General features: G+C 53.7%; 14 protein-coding genes. 9 read left to right on the top strand and 5 right to left on the bottom strand.

Going from position 1 to position 18,461, the window contains the following annotated elements; translation table 11 throughout:
• The first annotated feature begins 570 nt into the window (after nucleotides 1-570).
• On the top strand, nucleotides 571-1,770 hold the full coding sequence (hpnH, locus tag Abor_RS04740) for an adenosyl-hopene transferase HpnH (RefSeq protein ID WP_048840664.1): 1,200 nt from the start codon (nucleotides 571-573) through the stop codon (nucleotides 1,768-1,770).
• A 274-nt stretch (nucleotides 1,771-2,044) separates the two neighbouring features.
• Entirely contained in the window at nucleotides 2,045-3,343 is a 1,299-nt protein-coding gene (locus Abor_RS04735; protein WP_048840663.1) for a hemolysin family protein, read from the top strand.
• 398 nt (nucleotides 3,344-3,741) lie between these two features.
• Here the strand turns inward: Abor_RS04735 and Abor_RS04730 are convergent, their stop codons facing one another.
• Nucleotides 3,742-4,809 (bottom strand): alpha-E domain-containing protein, encoded by a 1,068-nt coding sequence (locus Abor_RS04730; RefSeq protein ID WP_048840662.1) that lies wholly within the window; start codon nucleotides 4,807-4,809, stop codon nucleotides 3,742-3,744.
• A complete protein-coding gene (locus tag Abor_RS04725) occupies nucleotides 4,791-6,263 on the bottom strand; it encodes a circularly permuted type 2 ATP-grasp protein (protein ID WP_048840661.1) in 1,473 nt (490 codons plus the stop codon). Before Abor_RS04725 ends, Abor_RS04730 begins: the two co-directional genes overlap by 19 nt.
• 295 nt (nucleotides 6,264-6,558) lie before the next feature.
• Here Abor_RS04725 and Abor_RS04720 point away from each other — a divergent pair, with 295 nt between their 5' ends.
• A complete protein-coding gene (locus tag Abor_RS04720) occupies nucleotides 6,559-7,479 on the top strand; it encodes a transglutaminase family protein (RefSeq protein ID WP_048840660.1) in 921 nt (306 codons plus the stop codon).
• Between the two features lie 53 nt (nucleotides 7,480-7,532).
• Nucleotides 7,533-8,612, top strand: a complete 1,080-nt coding sequence (locus Abor_RS04715) for a zinc-binding metallopeptidase family protein (protein ID WP_048840659.1) — start codon at nucleotides 7,533-7,535, stop codon at nucleotides 8,610-8,612.
• Between the two features lie 81 nt (nucleotides 8,613-8,693).
• On the opposite strand, the gene Abor_RS04710 is transcribed toward Abor_RS04715, so the two are convergent.
• From Abor_RS04710 to Abor_RS04700, 3 genes are all read right to left on the bottom strand, one after another.
• Nucleotides 8,694-10,631: a lytic transglycosylase domain-containing protein gene (locus Abor_RS04710; RefSeq protein WP_048840658.1), complete on the bottom strand. Its 1,938-nt coding sequence runs from the start codon at nucleotides 10,629-10,631 to the stop codon at nucleotides 8,694-8,696.
• 210 nt (nucleotides 10,632-10,841) lie between these two features.
• Nucleotides 10,842-11,717: a uracil-DNA glycosylase gene (locus tag Abor_RS04705; protein ID WP_048840657.1), complete on the bottom strand. Its 876-nt coding sequence runs from the start codon at nucleotides 11,715-11,717 to the stop codon at nucleotides 10,842-10,844.
• Entirely contained in the window at nucleotides 11,718-11,870 is a 153-nt protein-coding gene (locus tag Abor_RS04700; RefSeq protein ID WP_158319718.1) for a hypothetical protein, read from the bottom strand. It lies immediately after the preceding gene.
• A 52-nt stretch (nucleotides 11,871-11,922) separates the two neighbouring features.
• Between Abor_RS04700 and Abor_RS04695 the strand changes: the two genes are divergently transcribed.
• The 5 genes from Abor_RS04695 (at nucleotide 11,923) to Abor_RS04675 (ending at nucleotide 18,402) form a co-directional block, all read left to right on the top strand.
• Nucleotides 11,923-13,716 carry a tetratricopeptide repeat protein gene (locus Abor_RS04695; RefSeq protein ID WP_244877867.1) on the top strand — a complete coding sequence of 598 codons (1,794 nt, stop codon included), beginning with the start codon at nucleotides 11,923-11,925 and terminating at the stop codon, nucleotides 13,714-13,716.
• The gene (locus Abor_RS04690) at nucleotides 13,716-14,639 is read left to right on the top strand and encodes a 4-(cytidine 5'-diphospho)-2-C-methyl-D-erythritol kinase (protein WP_048840656.1); all 924 of its coding nucleotides are present in this window, start codon (nucleotides 13,716-13,718) and stop codon (nucleotides 14,637-14,639) included. The genes Abor_RS04695 and Abor_RS04690 overlap by 1 nt, the downstream gene beginning before the upstream one ends.
• Before the next feature lie 151 nt (nucleotides 14,640-14,790).
• Nucleotides 14,791-15,138, top strand: a complete 348-nt coding sequence (locus Abor_RS04685) for a hypothetical protein (protein ID WP_232015171.1) — start codon at nucleotides 14,791-14,793, stop codon at nucleotides 15,136-15,138.
• Between the two features lie 79 nt (nucleotides 15,139-15,217).
• Nucleotides 15,218-15,424, top strand: a complete 207-nt coding sequence (locus Abor_RS04680) for a TOBE domain-containing protein (protein WP_048840654.1) — start codon at nucleotides 15,218-15,220, stop codon at nucleotides 15,422-15,424.
• Between the two features lie 521 nt (nucleotides 15,425-15,945).
• Complete coding sequence (locus tag Abor_RS04675) at nucleotides 15,946-18,402, top strand: membrane-bound PQQ-dependent dehydrogenase, glucose/quinate/shikimate family (RefSeq protein WP_048840653.1); 2,457 nt, start codon at nucleotides 15,946-15,948, stop codon at nucleotides 18,400-18,402.
• Nucleotides 18,403-18,461 lie beyond the last annotated feature (59 nt).

Raw genomic sequence — 18,461 nt, 5'->3', positions numbered from 1 at the left:
TGCTCAACTGAAAAATTGCGCATGTCAGACGGGTAGGTCACCCGATCTAGCGCAGGAAAACGGCCAAGGGTCGGGATAGAGGGGGGCGCAGTTTGCGGGGCCACGGGGTTGGAAGCTATGGCAGAGAGTGTTGCTGCTTTTTTAGAAGAAGAGCTGTCCATGCGATCGTTTCCATCTTTTTGCTTGCAGCAGAGCGCTTTCCAACAAAAGCCGTAAGCTGGGGAGCGGTGCTTTTATGCGTGTCTTACGTCGCGCTACATGTCTGCGGACATCGCGAACTGTCATTTTGGTTTAATGTTTCTTCCATTAAAGCAAGGGTTGTGATTAAACTAAGTCGTGATTGTGTTTTTTTTGTCACACAACAGTAAAAACACTTGAGCTTGACAAACAGTGCGACCTATATGCACGCCAACAGTTCCTTAATGCGTGACTGTGCGCCGTGCCCTTGCGGCTGCCATAAAAGTGGCGGGCTAAACCGGTATGGTTGGCATGATCACGTTTTTTGACACAAAAGTCTTATCCAGTCTTTAAGATACGGGCGTTAGAGTTAAAACGCCGGAGCGGGGGTTTATGGCCGTACCGATAATGCAGGCCGTCAGGGTCGGCAAATATGTCGTCACACAGCACATCAAAAAGCGGAAGCGCTACCCGCTTGTGCTGATGCTTGAGCCGCTTTTCCGTTGTAACTTGGCATGTGCCGGGTGCGGTAAAATTGACTATCCAGCAGCTATTCTGAACCAGCGTATGACGGTGCAGGAATGCTTGGATGCAGATGCAGAAGCAGGCGCACCCGTTATTGCTGTGGCCGGTGGCGAGCCCTTGCTGCACAAAGAAATGCCAGAGATTATCCGAGGTCTTATTGCCCGGAAAAAGTACGTCTATCTGTGCACCAATGCGCTGTTGCTTGAAAAGAAGATGGATGAGTACGAACCCTCTCCGTTCTTCTCATGGGATGTGCATTTGGATGGTGATAAGTCCATGCACGACTCCTCTGTCTGCCAAGACGGGGTCTATGAGCGTGCGGTAGCGGCTATTAAAAAAGCTAAAGCCCGTGGCTTCCGTTTGTCTATTAACTGCACCCTGTTTGACGGCGCAGACCCCAAGCGCGTTGCCTCCTTCTTTGATGAAGTGATGGCAATGGGTGTTGACGGTATTATGACCGCACCGGGCTATGCTTACGAACGTGCGCCTGATCAGGAACACTTCCTGAACCGCCAGAAAACTAAGCAACTGTTCCGTGACATTTTCCGCCTTGGTAAAGGCAAAAAATGGCGCTTTACGCAGTCTCCTTTGTTCCTGAACTTCTTGGCTGGTAACGAGCAGTACCATTGCACACCATGGGGCAAACCCCTGCGTAACGTGTTTGGTTGGCAGCGCCCCTGCTACCTGCTGGGTGAAGGCTACGCCAAGTCTTTCAAAGAACTGATGGACGACACCAAGTGGGACGATTACGGCACTGGTAACTACGAAAAATGCGCTGACTGCATGGTGCATTCTGGTTACGAATCTACCGCCGTTATGGATGCTGTGCGCCGCCCATGGCACATTGCCAAGGTTGCGTTGTTCGGGCCTGAAACCGAAAAACCAATGGCACCTGAAATCTCTCTCGCTAACCAGCGCCCTGCACAATATGTGTTTGCGCAGCAGGTTGAAGAGCAGATGGCTGATATTGCTGCCCGCAAGCCTGCTAAGGCCCCTCGGGTTAAGGTTATTCGGACAGAAGCCAAAGCTGAGACCGCTGAACCGGTTGAGGCAACAGCGGCAGACTAAGCCTTTAGGCTTTGCGACTCGCGCTTATAAAAAAGCGGCTCCTGCATAGGGGCCGCTTTTTTTGTACCGTGCGAAAGAAAGAGGGCTAATTTAGTCTGTTTTTTGGTCTGGCAGATATTCGGTGCCTGCATGTGCAGGTTGGGCATTAAATGGGGTTACAAACCCGGTACGGCGTTTTGTGCAGAGAATATAATAGTCTGGTTGCTGGTTATAGGCGGCCGCTTGCCGTAACGTGTTGTGTCAATTCTCCGTCTTGCAGGGCATTTGCTTTTTCATGACCGCTTCTATTCTCGTTATTTTCCTCCTTATTTTTCTCAACGCCATTTTCGCTATGGGTGAATTGGCGCTGATTTCGGTCAGAACACCGCGTCTGGCTATTTTGCGCGAGCAAGGGCTGCGGGGGGCAGACCGCGCCATGCGGCTGGCAGAAGACCCACAGATTTTTCTACCCACCGTGCAAGTGGGCATGACCCTTGTTTCTATTTTGGAAGGTACGTTTGGCGGGGTGCAAATTGAAGCGCACCTTACCCCCATGCTGGAAAAAATAGACCTGCTACGGCCCGTGGCCGGGCAAGTGTCTATGGTGCTGGTGGTGCTTATTATAACCGCACTTATGCTTGTGTTAGGTGAGCTGGTGCCCAAACAGCTTGCCTTGCGCCAACCAGAAATTATGGCGGCCCGTTTGGCACTGCCCTTAGAAGTGCTGGCTAATATTACACGGCCTATTGTGTGGGTACTACGCCAGTCTTCTAACCTTGTGCTTAGGCTTATGGGGGCGGGCGATGCAGTAAGCCAAACCCTGACAGAAGAAGAACTAAAAGCCTATATTGCCGAAGGTGCGCGCACAGGGGTGCTTGAACATGAAGAGCGCACCATGATTGAGCGCCTGTTACGCCTGGCAGATAGGCCGGTACGTGCCATTATGACCCCGCGTAACGAGTTGTATTGGATAGACCGCCACGCCGGGCGTGAGGCCCTTATTAAAGCCCTTAAGCAAACCACTTACGCCCGCATTGTGGTGTGTGAAGGGGGGGTAGATAACCCGGTTGGGGTTGTGCTGGCCAAAGATATGCTCGACCGTACGCTTGATGGTATGCCTGTTTCTATAGAAGCAGGGCTGCGCCAGATGGTTGTGGTGCCAGACAGCATTTCTGCCTTTGATATGCTGGAGCGTATGCGCAGTATTTCTTTAGGGGTGGCCTTTGTGTTTGATGAGTACGGCTCTTTTGAGGGTATCGTAACCGCTTCTGACCTGTTTGACGCCATTGTGGGAGAAGGCAACCACGAGGCACAACAAACCACCAACGATCCACGCGAAGCCGCACAAGACGATGTGTTGCTGCTAGACGGCACAGATTCAGCCGATGAAGTGAAAGACCGTTTGGGTCTAAAAGCCCTGCCAGATGAAGGCAGCTACCACACACTGGGCGGTTTGGTACTTGCCTTGCTTAGGCGTGTGCCTGCGGTGGGTGACAAAGTTGCCTATTCTGGTTGGTTGTTTGAAGTGGTTGATATGGAAGGTCGCCGCGTATCACGCGTACGGGCCAGCCGCCAAATTCTGGCCGAAAACTAAAGCAACAGGTAAAGGGTGAGCGCCCTTTGCTTGTGCCGCTGGGGGAGGCCGGATTTAAAGCCCCAGCCCCCCAAGTGCGCTCAAGCCTTAACTTGTATACTGCAGTAGTACAGCGCTGGCGCATAACGCTGGGTGTTGGGTTACGAGAAAACTCAGTCGTCTCTTGTTTTGTGATAGTTGCTGATTGGCGCTGAGTTCTCTTAGGCGCCGTTTCAAAAATCACTCTGCCGGGGCTGGCGTGTGGCTTCTAACCAGCACACACTGCCATCTTGCTCCGTAAAGTATCACCGTGACTGTAAAGCTCCTTTTCAGGCGTAAAAACGTATAACCAGACCTAAATTTTGAGCGTCTTAAACAGTCTTTCGTTTTTACTGCGTGCAAGCAGGAGCCGGGAGTGCTTAGCCCTGTGTCTGTGTCTGTGTCTGTGTCTGTGAAAGCGGGGGCGGGGCGAGAGGAGCGGCTGGCGGCCAGAAGGCTGCGGCAATATCGTTTTGAATGTGGTGTATCTGGGTCTGAATCCACTGCATATATTCGTGCAGGCCGCGCACAATCATATCCTGTGCGGTTTGTTCTTGCAGGGTAACACGCAGCTCTGCCGCGCGCTCTTGTACAGGAATACACTGCCTGCGCAGGCTTTTATGGGCGGCCAGCATGGCGAGCAAAGCGTCAAACGTGCTGAGGCTGGTGGCGAGAGAGCGTGGAAAGCCCTCATTTTTGAGCAAAAACCCCACCACATTTTCTGGCGTAGTCGTAACGGGCTGCAAGCGGCGGAAGGCGTGGTACGCGGCGGCAGAGCGTAAAACAGAGGCCCACTGGCTACTATCTAGGTCTGAGCCTGCTTTTTCTCCGTGCGGTAAAAGCGTGTGGTAGCGAATGTCTATAAGGCGGGTAATCTGGTCGCTGCGTTCAAGCTGTTTACCAAGCATGTAAAACAACCATGCTTGGTCACGGTAGAGGGTACCCTCGGTAATACCGTAATGGGTTTGGCATTCCTGCTTTAAGCGGTTGCAAATGTTGGAAAGGCTATCAAGCCGAATATCAGCAAACTGCAGGTCAAGCATCCAGCGGGTAAACATGTTGAGGTGTGCCCACATTTCTGTAGAAATAAGGGGCCGTACAGAGCGGGCATTTTCACGCACGGCGTGGGCCATGGCTTTTATGGAGTTAGGGTTGGCTTGCTCGGTAATATAAAAGGCCAGCACATCTGCTTCGGTCGCTTTTGTGTGCAGGGCGTAAAACGCTACCTCATCAGAGTTTATCTGAATAATGGAGTCCCACCCTGTTTGGCCGTCTGGCCCGCGCACAAAAGCTTCGGTGACCTCCATCAGGCGGGCAAGGTTTTCAATGCGCTCCATATAGCGGGCCAGCCACAGCATGCTTTCAGCATAGCGTGAGAGCAGGCCGTTTAGCCCCGGCAGCACACCACAGGAGGAGGTTGATGCGTTTATCATGATGCCAGCACCCATGTATCTTTTGAGCCACCGCCCTGTGAGGAATTAACAACCAAAGACCCTTTGCGCAGGGCCACCCGAGAAAGCCCACCGGGCAAAACCCAAGTTGAGCGGCCTGTTACGGCAAAGGGGCGTAGGTCAACGTGGCGCGCTTCAATGCCGTCTGGGCATAATGTGGGCGAGACAGAGAGGTTAATAACGGGCTGGCTAATGTAATTGCTGGGGTTGGCTACCAACAGGGTACGGAAGGCCTCTAGCTCTGCTTTGGTGGCTTGGGGGCCAATAATAAGCCCATACCCACCAGACTCGCCCACGGGTTTAATAACCAGCTTGTCCATATTGGCCAGTGTGTAAGCCAAGCCTTCTGGCTCGGCACAAATATGGGTTTGTACGCTCCCTAATATGGGGTCTTGGTTGAGGTAGTAGCGTATAATGCGTGGCATATAGGCATAAATGGCTTTGTCATCTGCCACCCCGGTGCCGAGTGCGTTGGCAATGGTCACGTTGCCGCGGCGGTAAGCCTCTACCAAACCCGGTACGCCAAGCATGCTTGTTGGGTTAAAGACCTGCGGGTCTAAAAAATCGTCATTTAGGCGGCGGTATATGGCGTGCACGGGGCGTAGGCCCATAACGGTGCGCATATAAACGCGGTGGTTTTCAACTAGCAGGTCTTTGCCTTCTACCAAGGGTATGCCCATTTCTCGGGCTAAAAATACATGTTCAAAATAGGCTGAGTTAAAAATACCCGGTGAGAGCAGCACAACTTGTGGGTCTGTTACGCCGTGGGGAGAGACCTCGCACAGGCTTTGATGCAGTTTTAGGCCGTACTCATCAACCGAGCGTAGGGGCAGGGCAGAGGCAAGGTCTGGCATAAGGCGCAGCATCATGTGCCGGTTTTCAATAACGTAAGACACACCGGAGGGAGTGCGGGCGTTATCTTCCAGCACAAGAAAACGACCGCTTTGGTCACGGATGAGGTCTGTGCCATTGATATGCACATACACACCGCCGGGCACCTTTAACCCGACCATTGCTTGGCAATAATTAGGGTTACTCAGCACCAACTCTGCTGGTACGATACCATCGCGCAAAATGGCGCGGTCGTGGTAAATATCGTACAAAAAGAGGTTAAGGGCTGCCACACGTTGTTGTACGCCCGCCTCAATATGTGCCCATTCTTTGGCGGTAATAACGCGGGGCAAAATATCAAACGGTAAAATGCGGTCTATGGCTTTGCTGTCTGAATAGACGGTAAATGTAATGCCCGCTTTGTAAAGCTGTGCCTCAGCCGATGCCGCCCTGTGGCGTAGCTCTTCCAAACTATACCCATCTATGCGGTGCAAAATATCTTGCAGGGCTGGGGGGGCTGGTTCTTTGCGGTTTAGGAGTTCGCAAAAAAAATCAGGTATCTGGTAAGGCGCAAACAGGCCGGGCATGTGCAGGGGGGCGGTTGTGGTTGTGTGGGTCATCCCTTGCTCCCGGGTTTTGGCATCTTTAACGGCGTAGTGTGTAAAAGGTGCCCAAACCGACTGCTGTTGTTTCGTTACGAATAAGCACTAACGGAGCAAGAAAATACCACTTTGCCAAGCGGGAAAACGGCAGTTCGTTATTTTTTCGGAATTAATTTCATAAGGGCTTTCTTCTGTGCGGCTTATGCTGTTACCGTAACGGCGCTCGCACACCCTAAGGCATGTGCCGGGCCATAGATGTAGCCCCCTTTATGGTGTGGGGCTGCCAGATAAAGGGGCACAGGCGCTACACACCATGAGTTCATATGTCTTGCTGCGTCACCATACCTGTTACCGTTATGACCGCCCGGTATCGCTTGGCCCGCAGACAATTCGCCTAAAGCCTATGGCAGTGGCGCAGCCTTATATCCAGACCTATGCCCTCCATATTGCCCCCCCTTATACCACCCAGACATGGCAGCACGATGTGCACGGTAATACGGTTGCGCAGGTTATTTTTGATGAGCGTGTGACCTTTTTTGATATTACCATAGAACTTGAGGCCGACCTTACACCGCGCGACCCCTTTGCATTTGACCTGCACACAGATGCAACTGTTTGGCAGCAGCCCGAGTTTGGGCAAAAGAGTAAGGCCATGGTGCAGCCCTTTTATGTGCATGCCCCAGCCAATACGCCGCTACATTTATACCAAGATGCCTGCCATGCCGGGGCTAGGTGCGAGCGCTTTCTTGCACACTGGCTGCCTAAAGCCCCCACGCAAACCGTGGCTATGCTGGTGGCGTTAAATAAAGCTGTAGCTGCGCATGTTGGTTACCAACTACGCATGGAGCCGGGGGTTTGGAGCCCGGAAGAAACTCTGGCCAAGCAAAGTGGCTCCTGTCGCGATAGCGCATGGCTGTTGGTGGCTCTTTTACGCCGCATGGGTTTTGCCGCCCGTTTTGTGTCTGGCTACCTGATACAAAATACCCAAAGCCCGAATGGAGAAGACGTGCTGACCTGCGACCTGCATGCATGGGCAGAAACCTATCTGCCCGGTGCCGGGTGGGTTGGGTTTGACACGACCTCTGGCTTGTTAACCGCGCAGGCGCATGTTGCGTTGGCGGCCAGCCCCACCCCAGAAGATGCCGCGCCGGTTTCTGGCTTGCTCGACCACTGTGAGGCCACATTTGATGTGAGTATGCAAGCTGAGCGGTTGTTCTTGAGAAATTGTGCCTAATATGGGGTTTAGACTATAATCTCTGCGCTTAATGCCAGAAGAAAGGGCTGTTTATGAGGATTTTTACCTGCCAGTCCTGCGAACAAATTGTTTTTTTCGAAAATACATCATGCGAGCGGTGCCACCACACGTTGGGGTATTTGCCGGGTCTGTTTTCTCTTACCGCGCTAGACCCACTAGATAACGGGCTGTGGCGGCCTTTGGAGCGTACTGTACGCCGGGCAGAGCTCGCCTTTTGCGCTAACCATGCACATGGTGTGTGTAACTGGCTTACTGCGCCGGGGTTAGAGGGCAACCACGGGTTTTGCGTAGCGTGCCGGTATAACCGTACCATTCCCAACCTTGCGGTGCAGGGTAATTTGGAGCGGTGGCGCAAATTGGAGGCCGCCAAACATAGGCTTTTTTATACCCTGCAACGCCTGAAACTACCCATGAAAACCCGGCAGGAAGACCCAGACAATGGCTTGGCGTTTGACTTTTTAGACGACCCAACCGATGGCTCTGGCCCTATTTTAACCGGCCATAATAACGGCATTATTACCATTGCCGTGAAAGAAGCCGATGATGAGCGGCGCGAGCGTATGCGTGTAGAAATGGGAGAGTATTACCGTACCCTACTTGGCCATTTTAGGCATGAGATTGGGCATTATTACTGGAATATGCTGATACGCGATGGTGGCCGGTTAGAGGCCTGCCGTGCTGTGTTTGGTGATGAGAGGCAAGACTACCAAGGGGCCCTGCAAACCTACTACAACAGCACGCCCGCCCAAGGCTGGCGTGAGCAGCATGTGAGTGTGTACGCCACATCGCACCCGTGGGAAGATTTTGCCGAGACATGGGCCCATTACCTACACATTGTCTCTACACTGGAGACCGCGTGGGCATACGGCATTACGGTAAGCCCATCGGTTGCCAGCGGGCCAGCCGCATGGCCAGCCCACAGGGGTAACCCGTACACAGAAACCTCTTTTGATGACATTATTCAGTCATGGCTACCGCTCACCTATGCCGTTAATAGCCTTAACCGCTCTATGGGCATGGCAGATTTTTACCCCTTTGTTTTGACACAAGGGGTCGTAGAAAAACTGGCCTATATTCACACTGTTATACGAGAGGTACAGGCCCTGCGTTAGGCCATAAAAAAACGCGGCCAAAGCCGCGTTTTAAAAAGCCAAGCAAGAGTAGGGTCGTGGTTTGTTAAGCCGCGTGTGCGCTTAATGCACAGCCCCGGTGTTAATGGTGTGGGCCAGCGCCTGCTCATCTGCAAAGTCTGGCCAGTCGTTTTGTGCCAGAGCGGTGAGAGAGGGTGTCGGTAGTTTAAGTTTGCCCGCATACAGCCAAAGGTACGTTAAAGCCCGGTGCACATAGTCGCGGGTTTCTTTGTTTGGCAGCATTTCCATAAATAGCAGGGGGTCGTCAGCTTGTGCGGCTTCTCTTTCCCAGCGGGCTAGGGCAGAGGGGCCAGCATTGTAGCTTGCCAAAAGGCGGATCATGTCGCCACCCCGTATAGGAAGGTGCGAGTTGTGGCGGGTTAACTCTGCTAAATACTGCACGTAACGCTGCCCAATTTCTAGGTTTAGGCTTGGGTCGTGCAGGCTGCTGGCTGCGTTTTGGAAGCGGCGTGTCATGGTGGCAGGAGAATCGCTCACCACAAAATCTGCGGTTAACGGGCGGATCTGCATAAGACCATGTGCCCCAGCGCCAGAGACCGCTTTGGGGTCAAAGTTCGATTCAAGGCGGGTGAGCGCGTAGACCAGTGCCGGGTCCATTGTAAAGCCGTGGCGGGGCTTAAGCAGGGGCAGGGGCATGTCATCATGCGCTTGCCCTTGTGCTGTATGCGCGGCCAGTGCGTCAGACATTTCGGCTGCAAGGTCGTGTAGGCCTGCAGCTTCAGCCACCAGTTGGAAAGAGCGCGCAAGAGTTACGTCGCGCAGGTCTGGCCAAGCACGGCGAATGGTGTTTTCAGCTTTTTCCTGCTCGCCAACTTGTAGCAGGGCAAAAACCCGCCGCCCAATATCTGTGCCGCCTACGGCCTCAATATCAATTTCGGTCAAAACCGGCGCAGAGACAGAGGATGATTTTTCAAGCGGGGCAAAGTTAATCTTGTGGGTGTGCTCTTTGCCGTGTGTTGCGCTGGCCGGGTGGGCAAGCCGCGCAGCTAGTAGCCCGTAGAAGGTGCTGGGGAAGGCCTCAGCATGTTGCAGCCACAGGCGGCGGGCCCGTTCTTGCCCCAGCTTGTCGTGCGCACGTGCGGCCCAGAAAGCGCAGGCTGCGCGTATGTCTGGTGTGGCATTACGCGCGTGGGAGGCTTTTTCAAAGAAAGGGGCAGCCTGTGCGTATTGCTCCTGCTGCCATAGGGCCAACCCGGCCACCATGCCAGCCAGAGCGTTATTGCCGTGGGCACGTTCTAGGCTGGTACGGGCAATTTCAAGCGCAAAATCGGTCTCGCCCGCAGCCAGCATGGCTTGTGCGGTTTCAGCTTGTAACTGGGCCGCGTAGGCGGGGGTCATGCCCGGTGTGTCTGCAATGAGCTTTAACGCGCTCCGCACGCCTTTAAGGCCCCACCCTGTGCGCTCACGTAAGGTCTTATCTAACAACGGATTACGTGTGTAGTCGTGGGTAAGGGGGTCTGCCGGAATAGTGGCGTGGTCTGGCGCAAGGCGTGCCGTAGCCGGGGCTGGCGGGAGCGGCCCACCGCGCTGTGCTAAAGCCGCAAGGCGGCCCCAAACAGCGGCTGCATCTGCGTAGGAGCTGTATTTTTTAAGCCATTCCCGCAGTTCGGTCGCACCGGGGTGGTAGGCAGGGTTTAGGTAACGGTCTGCCTCGATATCACCCAATAGGGTGGAGTCTGTTAGGCGGGTCGTGCTGTTAATGGCCTCAGCAAAAGCACCTTGGCGCTGAAGCCGGAAGATAGCGCGAATTTGTGTGCTGATTTCGGGTGGAAGGGGTTTGGGCAGAGGGATATCGTCCCCATCCGGAAAGGCCTGTCTGGGCAGCACCATCGCCAGCTCTTCGCTGTGCGTGTCCTGGCCCGGTTCAGGCGGCTTGGCATGGGCTCGCGTCGATACGACGGTTGCGCTAGCCAACAAAGCTGCTCCAGCCAAAAAGGCCTTCGCCGCGATTTGATGAGATATGTGACCTATCACTCGCATGGCTGGCGGGGTCTATGAGGTTCTGCTCCAAAAATCAAGTTTGGGAATTCTTAATCATGGAAAAGCCATAATTGGGCAACTTGGGTAGAAAACAAGGCAGAGTAGACTAAAACGCAAGAGAACTACTTGTAAACGATAAGGAAAATAGCCCGATATTGGGGTGTAATTATTCTTGTGTTGATATGTTTAACATGTGCAAATTTGTGTGTTTCAACTGTTTAGCTGTAGCGTTTGTGCAACAACCAAAAGCGTCTGCCAGATATCTTTGCGGGCAGTAGGACTGGCCCTAAGCTGCAAGGGGTTACGTATAACCATAGCGGGTAGGGGGGCAGTGTTGGCCCCAAGGGTAAGGGGGTGCCATGCCTGCCGTGGCAAGGGGGTGGTAGAGCCAGTGAGCAAACGTGCTGGCAACCGGCCACACAGCAACAGCCGCTGGGGGGCTAAAAGCGTAATAGCGCGTTGTAAAAACGGCTTACACACTTGTAGTTCGGTATCGGTTGGGGGGCGGCCACCGGGGGGGCGCCATGGTAGGGTCGTGGCTAAAAGCAGGTCTTCGCGCTTTAGGCCAATGGGGCTGAGCATTTGCGCTAACAGGTCGCCGTTTAAGCCTGCAAAAACCGTACCACTTCGGTCTTCATCTGCATCGGGGCTTTCCCCTATTATCATAAGCGGGGCACCGCGCGGCCCCTGCGGAAAGAGGGTATGCATGGCTGTTTTGTGCAGAGAGCATGCCGTAAAGCCCTGCATAGCCGCATGCAAAGCCTCTGGCGTGGTGGCTTGCATGGCCGCAGCTTGGGCCAGTTCAATACATTCCTGCGGGAGAATCGGGGGGGCGTCAGGCTGTGTTTGCAACCGGCGGCGCTGCAGGGTTGGCGCCTGTTGCGCGGGCGGCTGTGCGTGCGTTGGTGGGGGCGCGCTATGTGCCGGGGTGTTGGGGTATTGCCGTGCAGTAGGCTCTGCTGCCGGGCGGTGGGCCGCAGGTAACGGTGTAAGGTAGGCGCGGCGCAGGTCTAGCGGGGTGTCACCAACGGCAACATCTACCCCCCATTCACTATAAAGGCGTAGCAGATCGAGCGCGGCATTCATTCAGGCACACCCTGCTACGCAGTGCGCAGTTTGGCGGTTGGCCGCTGGCAGGGTAGAGAGGTAGGTGCCGTTCATGTCATTCTCCCCAGTCGTTACCGGAACAAGGTGGGTGTGGATGGCTTTTGGGCCTTCGCTGCTCCTGAATAGGGTCATTATGCTATTTTGTCGTCTTCTGCCTACGGGTTTTCTGCTGCTTTCTGCGACCATGCTTTTTACAGCCCAGTTTGCAACCCAGCCAGTATGGGCTGCACAGGCCCCAAGCCTTGAGCGTGTAACGGCGCACTCAACCACTACGGTAAGTAAGATCGATTCGGCGGCTTTTCTTTCTGCCGTTGTCGCAACCCATAACGGAGATGACGTACAGGCTGCCCAGTCTTTTAGGGCGGCTGCAGCGGCAGACCCCACACACCAAGAATTATTGCGGCAAGCCTTTGTAAGAAGCGTAATGGCGGGCGACCCCGAGGCCGTGCCCTTAGCGCGCGCCAACGCCAAGCTGCCGGGTGGCCAGACCATTATTTCGTCTTTGGTGCTGGGTAACAATGCCGCCTTGCGTGGAGACTGGAAAGCCGCGTCTAGCTTTTACCACCAAGCCGAAGCAGACCCAATGGCACACCTTATTATGCCGCTATTGCAGGCATGGTGTGCGCAGGCCCAAAATAATACAGATGCGGCAGTAAACGCTCTTACCCATATTCAAGGCTCAGTTTTAGTGCCGTTTTATACGGTACATGCCGCGCTTATTGCGCAGGTTTCTAACAAGCCAGACTTGGCGGGCACATTATTTACCCAAGCCGCGCGGCTTATGCCGGGTTACGACCTGTTGCTTACGCGCTCTTTTGCTGCGTGGTACTGGGCACAAGGCCAACAAAGCAAAGCCCGCGACCTGTTGCGCGGCATGATAGATGCAGACCCCATGCTGGCTTTGGCGGGCAAGCAGTTACAGGCAGAAATTAGCCATTTTCCGGTTACAACCCCGCAGCAAGGGTTGGCGCGGGCTTATGTGCTAACGGCCTTTTTGCTGCGGCAACAGTCACGCCAGCAAACACCAGATAATGGGCGTAATGGCCCATCAGACCATCAGTTTGATGAAGCCTCTCGCCTTATGTTGGGCTTTGCTTTGGGGCTAGACCCGCACTTGGCCGAAGCGCGGCTTATGTTGGCAGAAATTCAGGAAGATGAAGGCCATCAGGACGCTGCGCGTGAAACCTTGCTGCGCATAGCTCCAACAGACCCCATGGCCCCCGTGGCAGCGTTCCGTCTGGCGTTGGTAGATAGTGCAACAGACCACTTGGCTGAGGCGCAGGCAAAGCTCGTACAGCTTGTGCAAGAAAACCCAGACCAGCTTTTGCCCCTGCGGGCCTTGGCTAACGCCTATGCAGGCCAGAAAAACTGGCCAGAGGCTTTAGTAACTTATAATAAGGCGTATGATTTAGCGCAGGCGCAAAAGAAAGATGACTGGTCTTTGCTGTTTTTGCGGGCTGTTGCATACCACGAACTGAACGATTGGCCCCATACCAAAGCAGACCTGAAAGCCGCTCTTGCTCTAGCCCCCAATGAGCCGCTGCTCCTAAACTTTTTGGGGTACTCCATGGCGGAACGCCGTGAAGACCTGCCAGAGGCAGAACGTTTGCTGCGCCGCGCAGTAGAGCTAGACCCGCACGATGCCGCAATACGCGACAGCTTGGGCTGGGTGCGGGTAGAGCAAGGAGACCTGCAAGAGGGCATGGCCCTACTGGAGCATGCCGCAGAGCAAACCCCAGAAGACCCAGAGGTAAACTACCATTTAGGAGAAGCCTACTGGCGTGCCGGGCGGCATAGCGAAGGGGTAGACCAGTGGAACGTAGCCCTTGGCTTAAAACCAGAACCCCATGATGAAGCCCTGATTCGTGCAGCCCTTGATCGGGCCGCAGCAGCAGGCGACAAAAAAGCAGAAGAAATACAGCATGCGCCGCGGGCCACAGCCCCCCAAGGCCAGACAGAAGGAAAGCAAACGCCGTAATGTCCGCAACGCTTCATCAGGAACTGTCTCCGCAGCAGACCCTTACAGAAAACGCACCTGCTAAAATTAACCTGTATTTGCACGTGACGGGCAAACGGGCAGATGGGTACCATTTGCTAGACAGTTTGGTGGTATTTGCCGGGGCAGGAGACCGCCTGCATTATACCCCCGGCCCAACCCCTTTACGCCTTAAGCTGGCTGGCCGCTTTGGCCCAACATTAGGGGCAGATGCCGCAGGGGCAGATAATTTGGTTATGAAAGCGACCGCAGCCGTACAAGCTGCATGTGGCCCCAATGCTGTGGTGCAGGGTGGTATATTGGTGCTGGATAAAGAGCTGCCTGTAGCTTCTGGCATTGGTGGTGGCTCAGCCGACGCCGCTGCCGCTTTGCGTTTGTTAAACCGTGCATGGCGGGCCGACCTGCCACACGCCACGTTGTTACGCATTGCCGAGACTTTGGGAGCTGATGTGCCGGTTTGCCTTGCCAGCCAGACAGCACGGATGGAGGGTATTGGTGAGCAGCTTTCTACAGCCGCCCCGGTGCCAGAGTGTGGTATGGTCTTGGTCAATTGCGGGGTGGGTGTTTCTACGCCAGACGTGTTCCGTACCCGGCAGGGGGCGTTTCACCCACGGGCAGACCTGCCCGCACAGTGGGCAACCCTCCAGAATTTTATTAGCCTGTTGCAAGCGCAAACCAACAGCTTGGAAGAGCCGGCCTGTAAAGTTTGCCCAGCCGTGCAACAGGTGCTGACCGAACTTGAGGCACTGCCCGAGGTATTATTGGCGCGTATGAGCGGTTCTGGTGCAACTTGTTTTGCGTTGTTCCCAACTGTGCAAGCGGCCCGGCACGCTGCGGCTCGTTTAGCACAAACCCAGCCAGAGTGGTGGGTGTGGGGTGGTGAAATTGTGGGCTGCAAACAGTAAGTGTTAGAATATTTCTAATATTAGGAATAATATTCCCCCTCTGCTACGCTATTTTTCTTGGGCTTTACTGTCTTAAAATTTCGTGTGCAGAGGGAACGCCATGTCTTCAAAAATAGATTTTACCGTATCTGAAGACACGCAGTCAGTAACTATGACTTTATCAAACGATGAAGCCCCTGATGCCCCCATTACGGTGTCTCTAACGCGCGAGCAGGTGACGCAGTTGGTGCAAGTGTTGGGGCATGTGCGCGAAACTTTACTAAAAGATGAAGAAGTGCCCCCCATTGAAGGGGCACGCTTTAACCCTGTTGTAAGAACACGCTGGGCTTTGCAGCCAGAAGCCAGCACAGATGGCTCGCTTTTGGCGTTTCAACACCCCGCCTATGGGCCTGTGGGCTTGGTCTTACCCCCACTAGATGCAGACCGGCTTATGCAAGGGTTACAATTACACCATGAAATGCGGCGCAAACAGCAACCTGCGCGCGGCAAACTTAACTGACCCGTTATAAAAGAATAGAGGCTTGCAGGCGTAAATCGCTTACTCTCTAAGTAACTTGTTTATGAGAGGAGCAAAGATCATGAAACTTAGCGCACGCAATCAACTGCAAGGTAAGGTTGTTGCCATTCAGAAGGGGGCTACAACTTCTCATGTCAGTATCGAACTGGCTGCTGGTACGGTTGTTATGGCGTCTATTACCAATGAAGCCGTGGCAGACTTGGGCTTGGTTGTTGGGCAACCTGCAACGGCTGTTATTAAGGCGTCAGACGTTATGGTTGGGGTATAATTTACCCTGCATTTGAGAGCACCCACCCTATTAGGTGGGTGCTCTCAAATAGTGCTGGAGAATTTATGCCACTGGGTATGCTCTGGCGGCCTAAAATGTAAGGCTGATCGCTATAGTGAGAGTAAGGATTTTGCGTAAAATGGCTATCTATATTTGTTAGTATATAGATATATAAATGTAAGGGGTTTTTATTATATTTATGGGTTTATTTTTAGAGAAATATTTCAATTTATAAACAAGATATTTACTTCTAATTTAAAGATAAAATACTATTTCATGACGTGCATGTAATTCTGTGCGTTACAAGCACTCTAACACCATTTGCATACTTGAAATCGGTGCACTGTCTCAAAACTGAAACAGTTTGTGTTGTTTGATACAAAGATGTGTGAGGCACACCCAATAAACAGTGGCAATTTTTTGGCAGGTGCTGTTCACAGGGTGAAATGGCTGGTGGTAGATTGTGTTTAACACGCCCCCAACGCTGCCGGTCACTGAACACATTCAGAGAGACACGCAACATGCGAGAGAGTAATAAGGGGTTATTTTCAATTATAACCTCAGCCTTACTGGCTCTTATCGGACTATTCCTGTTTTTTGGTGGGGCTGAACTGCTGTTTTTAGGTGGTTCATGGTTCTACATTCTGGCGGGCGGCGTTATGCTGGCCGCTGCGTTTAGTGGTTTTAAAAACCCTAAGCTGGCAGCGCGGCTTTACGCAGCCCTTTTGCTTTTGGCAACGATCTGGTCAGTTGTTGAGGTTGGCTTCAACATCTGGGGGCTGGAAGTTCGCCTCTTTACTCTTATTGGCCTTGGGGCTTGGTTGCTCCTGCCATGGGTATGGCGCACCAGCGACAACTGGCTAACAGACAAGCGCGAAGTGCTTGGCTCTGTCGTGGTTTCTACCCTTGTGGTGGTGGCAAGCTGCTTCTCGTCTTACTCCATCGATGGCACGGTACCAGCAGACCGTATGGCGGCTCAAGGCCAGTCTGATGGCGCGGCTGAGGGCACAGTGCCGCAAGACTGGGCTGCTTATGGTGGCACAGTGGGCGGAGACCGTTACTCCCCCGTTGGGCAGATTACGCCAGCCAACATCAGCCACCTTAAACGCGCGTGGGTTACCCGCACGGGTGACGTGCAGCAAGATGGTGAGGGCACGGTTGCTGGCCCAGACCAAGGGCACGAGTTCAACCTTGAGCTAACCCCCCTTAAAGTGGGCGACACCCTGTATATGTGCACACCGCACAGCTGGGTGATGGCGCTAGATGCAAAAACCGGTAAAGTTAAATGGAAATTTGACCCTAAACCGGCAACGGCTGATCTTGATAAAAACGTTTATCTCGCATGCCGTGGTGTCTCTTACTACCATATTCCAGACGACATTCAGACAAGCTGCCGTAACCGTATTTACTCCCCCGTTGCAGACGTACGCATGGTGGCTGTGAATGCAGAAACCGGCCAGCCTTGCGATGACTTTGGCGACCACGGGTTTATCTCGCTGCGTCAATACCTTGGTCATGTGCCGCATGGCTTCCACTTTGTAACCTCTCCACCCATGGTGGCTAAAAACCGGGTTATTACAGGTGGCTGGGTGTTTGATAACCAAGCCAACTTTGAACCCTCTGGTGCTATCCGTGCCTTTAACGCTACTACCGGCGCTATTGAATGGGCATGGGATGCAGGCCACACACCTGAAACATGGAAACCCGGCGCAGATGATGAGCTGACGCGTGACACCCCAAATGCGTGGGGCGTTTACACGGCAGACCTTAACCTTGGTCTGGTTTACATTCCTACAGGTAACTCCCCGCCAGATAACTGGGGTGGCTCACGCCGTCCGTTTGATGATGCAACGTCTTCTGCAACCATTGCACTGGACATTGAAACAGGTGAGCGCCGCTGGACATACCAGACCGTGCACCACGACTTGTGGGATATGGATATTCCTTCAGGCCCATCTATGGTTGATCTGCCCGGCCCGAACGGCGAAAACATTCCCGCACTGGTGCAAAGCACCAAACGTGGTGAATTTTTTGTGCTAGACCGCCGCACCGGCCAGCCCGTGCCCGGTTACCCCGTTGAAGAAAAACCCGTACCAACAGCCGGTATTGCCCCAGATGACCGCGTATCTCCTACGCAGCCATACCCAACGGCTATGCCCTCTCTGACACCACCCGACCTCAAGGAATCTGACATGTGGGGTGCTACCCTGCTTGACCAGATGATCTGCCGTATCGAGTACCGTCAGTCTGCTTACGAAGGGCAGTTCACCCCGCCGCATGTTGGTAAGACAACCATTGTCTACCCAGCCTTCTATGGTGTGGTTGACTGGCAGGGTATTACCATTGACCCGCAGCGCAAATTGCTGCTGGCTAATGCAAGTTACCTGCCTTTCCGTATTCGTCTTGAGCACCGCCACGTGCTTGAAAAAGATGGCACGCTGCCAAAATGGGATGGTAAGGGTGAAGAACCAGCTGCCAAGGGTGACGCTCTGTCTGTCTCCCCTGATTATGGTACGCCCTACATTGCCTACACCAACCCTTGGCTGAACCCACTGCAAATTCCTTGCAAAGGGCCAGTATGGGGCACCATTACGGCAATCGACCTTGTGACCAAAAAGATTGTCTGGCAGCACCCCGTTGGCACCACGCGTGACACAGGGCCTATGCGCACGCACAATAACTTGCCGCTGCCAACCGGCATGTATAACATTGGCGGTAATATTGTGACCAAAGGTGGCGTGGTCTTTATGGGCGCTACCGCAGATGACTACCTGCGCGCTTTTGATCTAGCGACAGGTAAAGTGATCTGGCGTGACCGCCTGCCAGCAGGTGGGCAAGCAACGCCTATGTCTTACGAGCAGGACGGCAAGCAGTATGTCGTTATGGCTGCTGGTGGGCACGGTGGCCTTGGCACCCGCAGCGGTGACTACATTATAGCCTACACACTTGATAATGCTCCGGGCGCACAAGCCCAGTAATCAAGCACTAAAAGACGGGGTTTCGGGTTTTTCCTGAAACCCCGTTTCTTTATTTGACG

Origin of the sequence: Acetobacter orientalis (assembly GCF_000963965.1) — a bacterium.
In the GTDB taxonomy this organism is placed as follows: Bacteria; Pseudomonadota; Alphaproteobacteria; order Acetobacterales; family Acetobacteraceae; genus Acetobacter; species Acetobacter orientalis.
The sequence above is the reverse complement of the archived record's forward strand: the minus strand, read 5'-3'. Positions and strand labels throughout refer to the sequence as shown.

Excerpts from the sequence above, each read along its gene's own strand:
- hpnH (WP_048840664.1), top strand. The coding sequence starts at position 571 with ATGGCCGTACCGATAATGCAGGCCGTCAGGGTCGGCAAATATGTCGTC.
- Abor_RS04735 (WP_048840663.1), top strand. The coding sequence starts at position 2,045 with ATGACCGCTTCTATTCTCGTTATTTTCCTCCTTATTTTTCTCAACGCC.
- Abor_RS04730 (WP_048840662.1), bottom strand. The coding sequence starts at position 4,809 with ATGGGTGCTGGCATCATGATAAACGCATCAACCTCCTCCTGTGGTGTG.
- Abor_RS04725 (WP_048840661.1), bottom strand. The coding sequence starts at position 6,263 with ATGACCCACACAACCACAACCGCCCCCCTGCACATGCCCGGCCTGTTT.
- Abor_RS04720 (WP_048840660.1), top strand. The coding sequence starts at position 6,559 with ATGAGTTCATATGTCTTGCTGCGTCACCATACCTGTTACCGTTATGAC.
- Abor_RS04715 (WP_048840659.1), top strand. The coding sequence starts at position 7,533 with ATGAGGATTTTTACCTGCCAGTCCTGCGAACAAATTGTTTTTTTCGAA.
- Abor_RS04710 (WP_048840658.1), bottom strand. The coding sequence starts at position 10,631 with ATGCGAGTGATAGGTCACATATCTCATCAAATCGCGGCGAAGGCCTTT.
- Abor_RS04705 (WP_048840657.1), bottom strand. The coding sequence starts at position 11,717 with ATGAATGCCGCGCTCGATCTGCTACGCCTTTATAGTGAATGGGGGGTA.
- Abor_RS04700 (WP_158319718.1), bottom strand. The coding sequence starts at position 11,870 with ATGACCCTATTCAGGAGCAGCGAAGGCCCAAAAGCCATCCACACCCAC.
- Abor_RS04695 (WP_244877867.1), top strand. The coding sequence starts at position 11,923 with ATGCTTTTTACAGCCCAGTTTGCAACCCAGCCAGTATGGGCTGCACAG.
- Abor_RS04690 (WP_048840656.1), top strand. The coding sequence starts at position 13,716 with ATGTCCGCAACGCTTCATCAGGAACTGTCTCCGCAGCAGACCCTTACA.
- Abor_RS04685 (WP_232015171.1), top strand. The coding sequence starts at position 14,791 with ATGACTTTATCAAACGATGAAGCCCCTGATGCCCCCATTACGGTGTCT.
- Abor_RS04680 (WP_048840654.1), top strand. The coding sequence starts at position 15,218 with ATGAAACTTAGCGCACGCAATCAACTGCAAGGTAAGGTTGTTGCCATT.
- Abor_RS04675 (WP_048840653.1), top strand. The coding sequence starts at position 15,946 with ATGCGAGAGAGTAATAAGGGGTTATTTTCAATTATAACCTCAGCCTTA.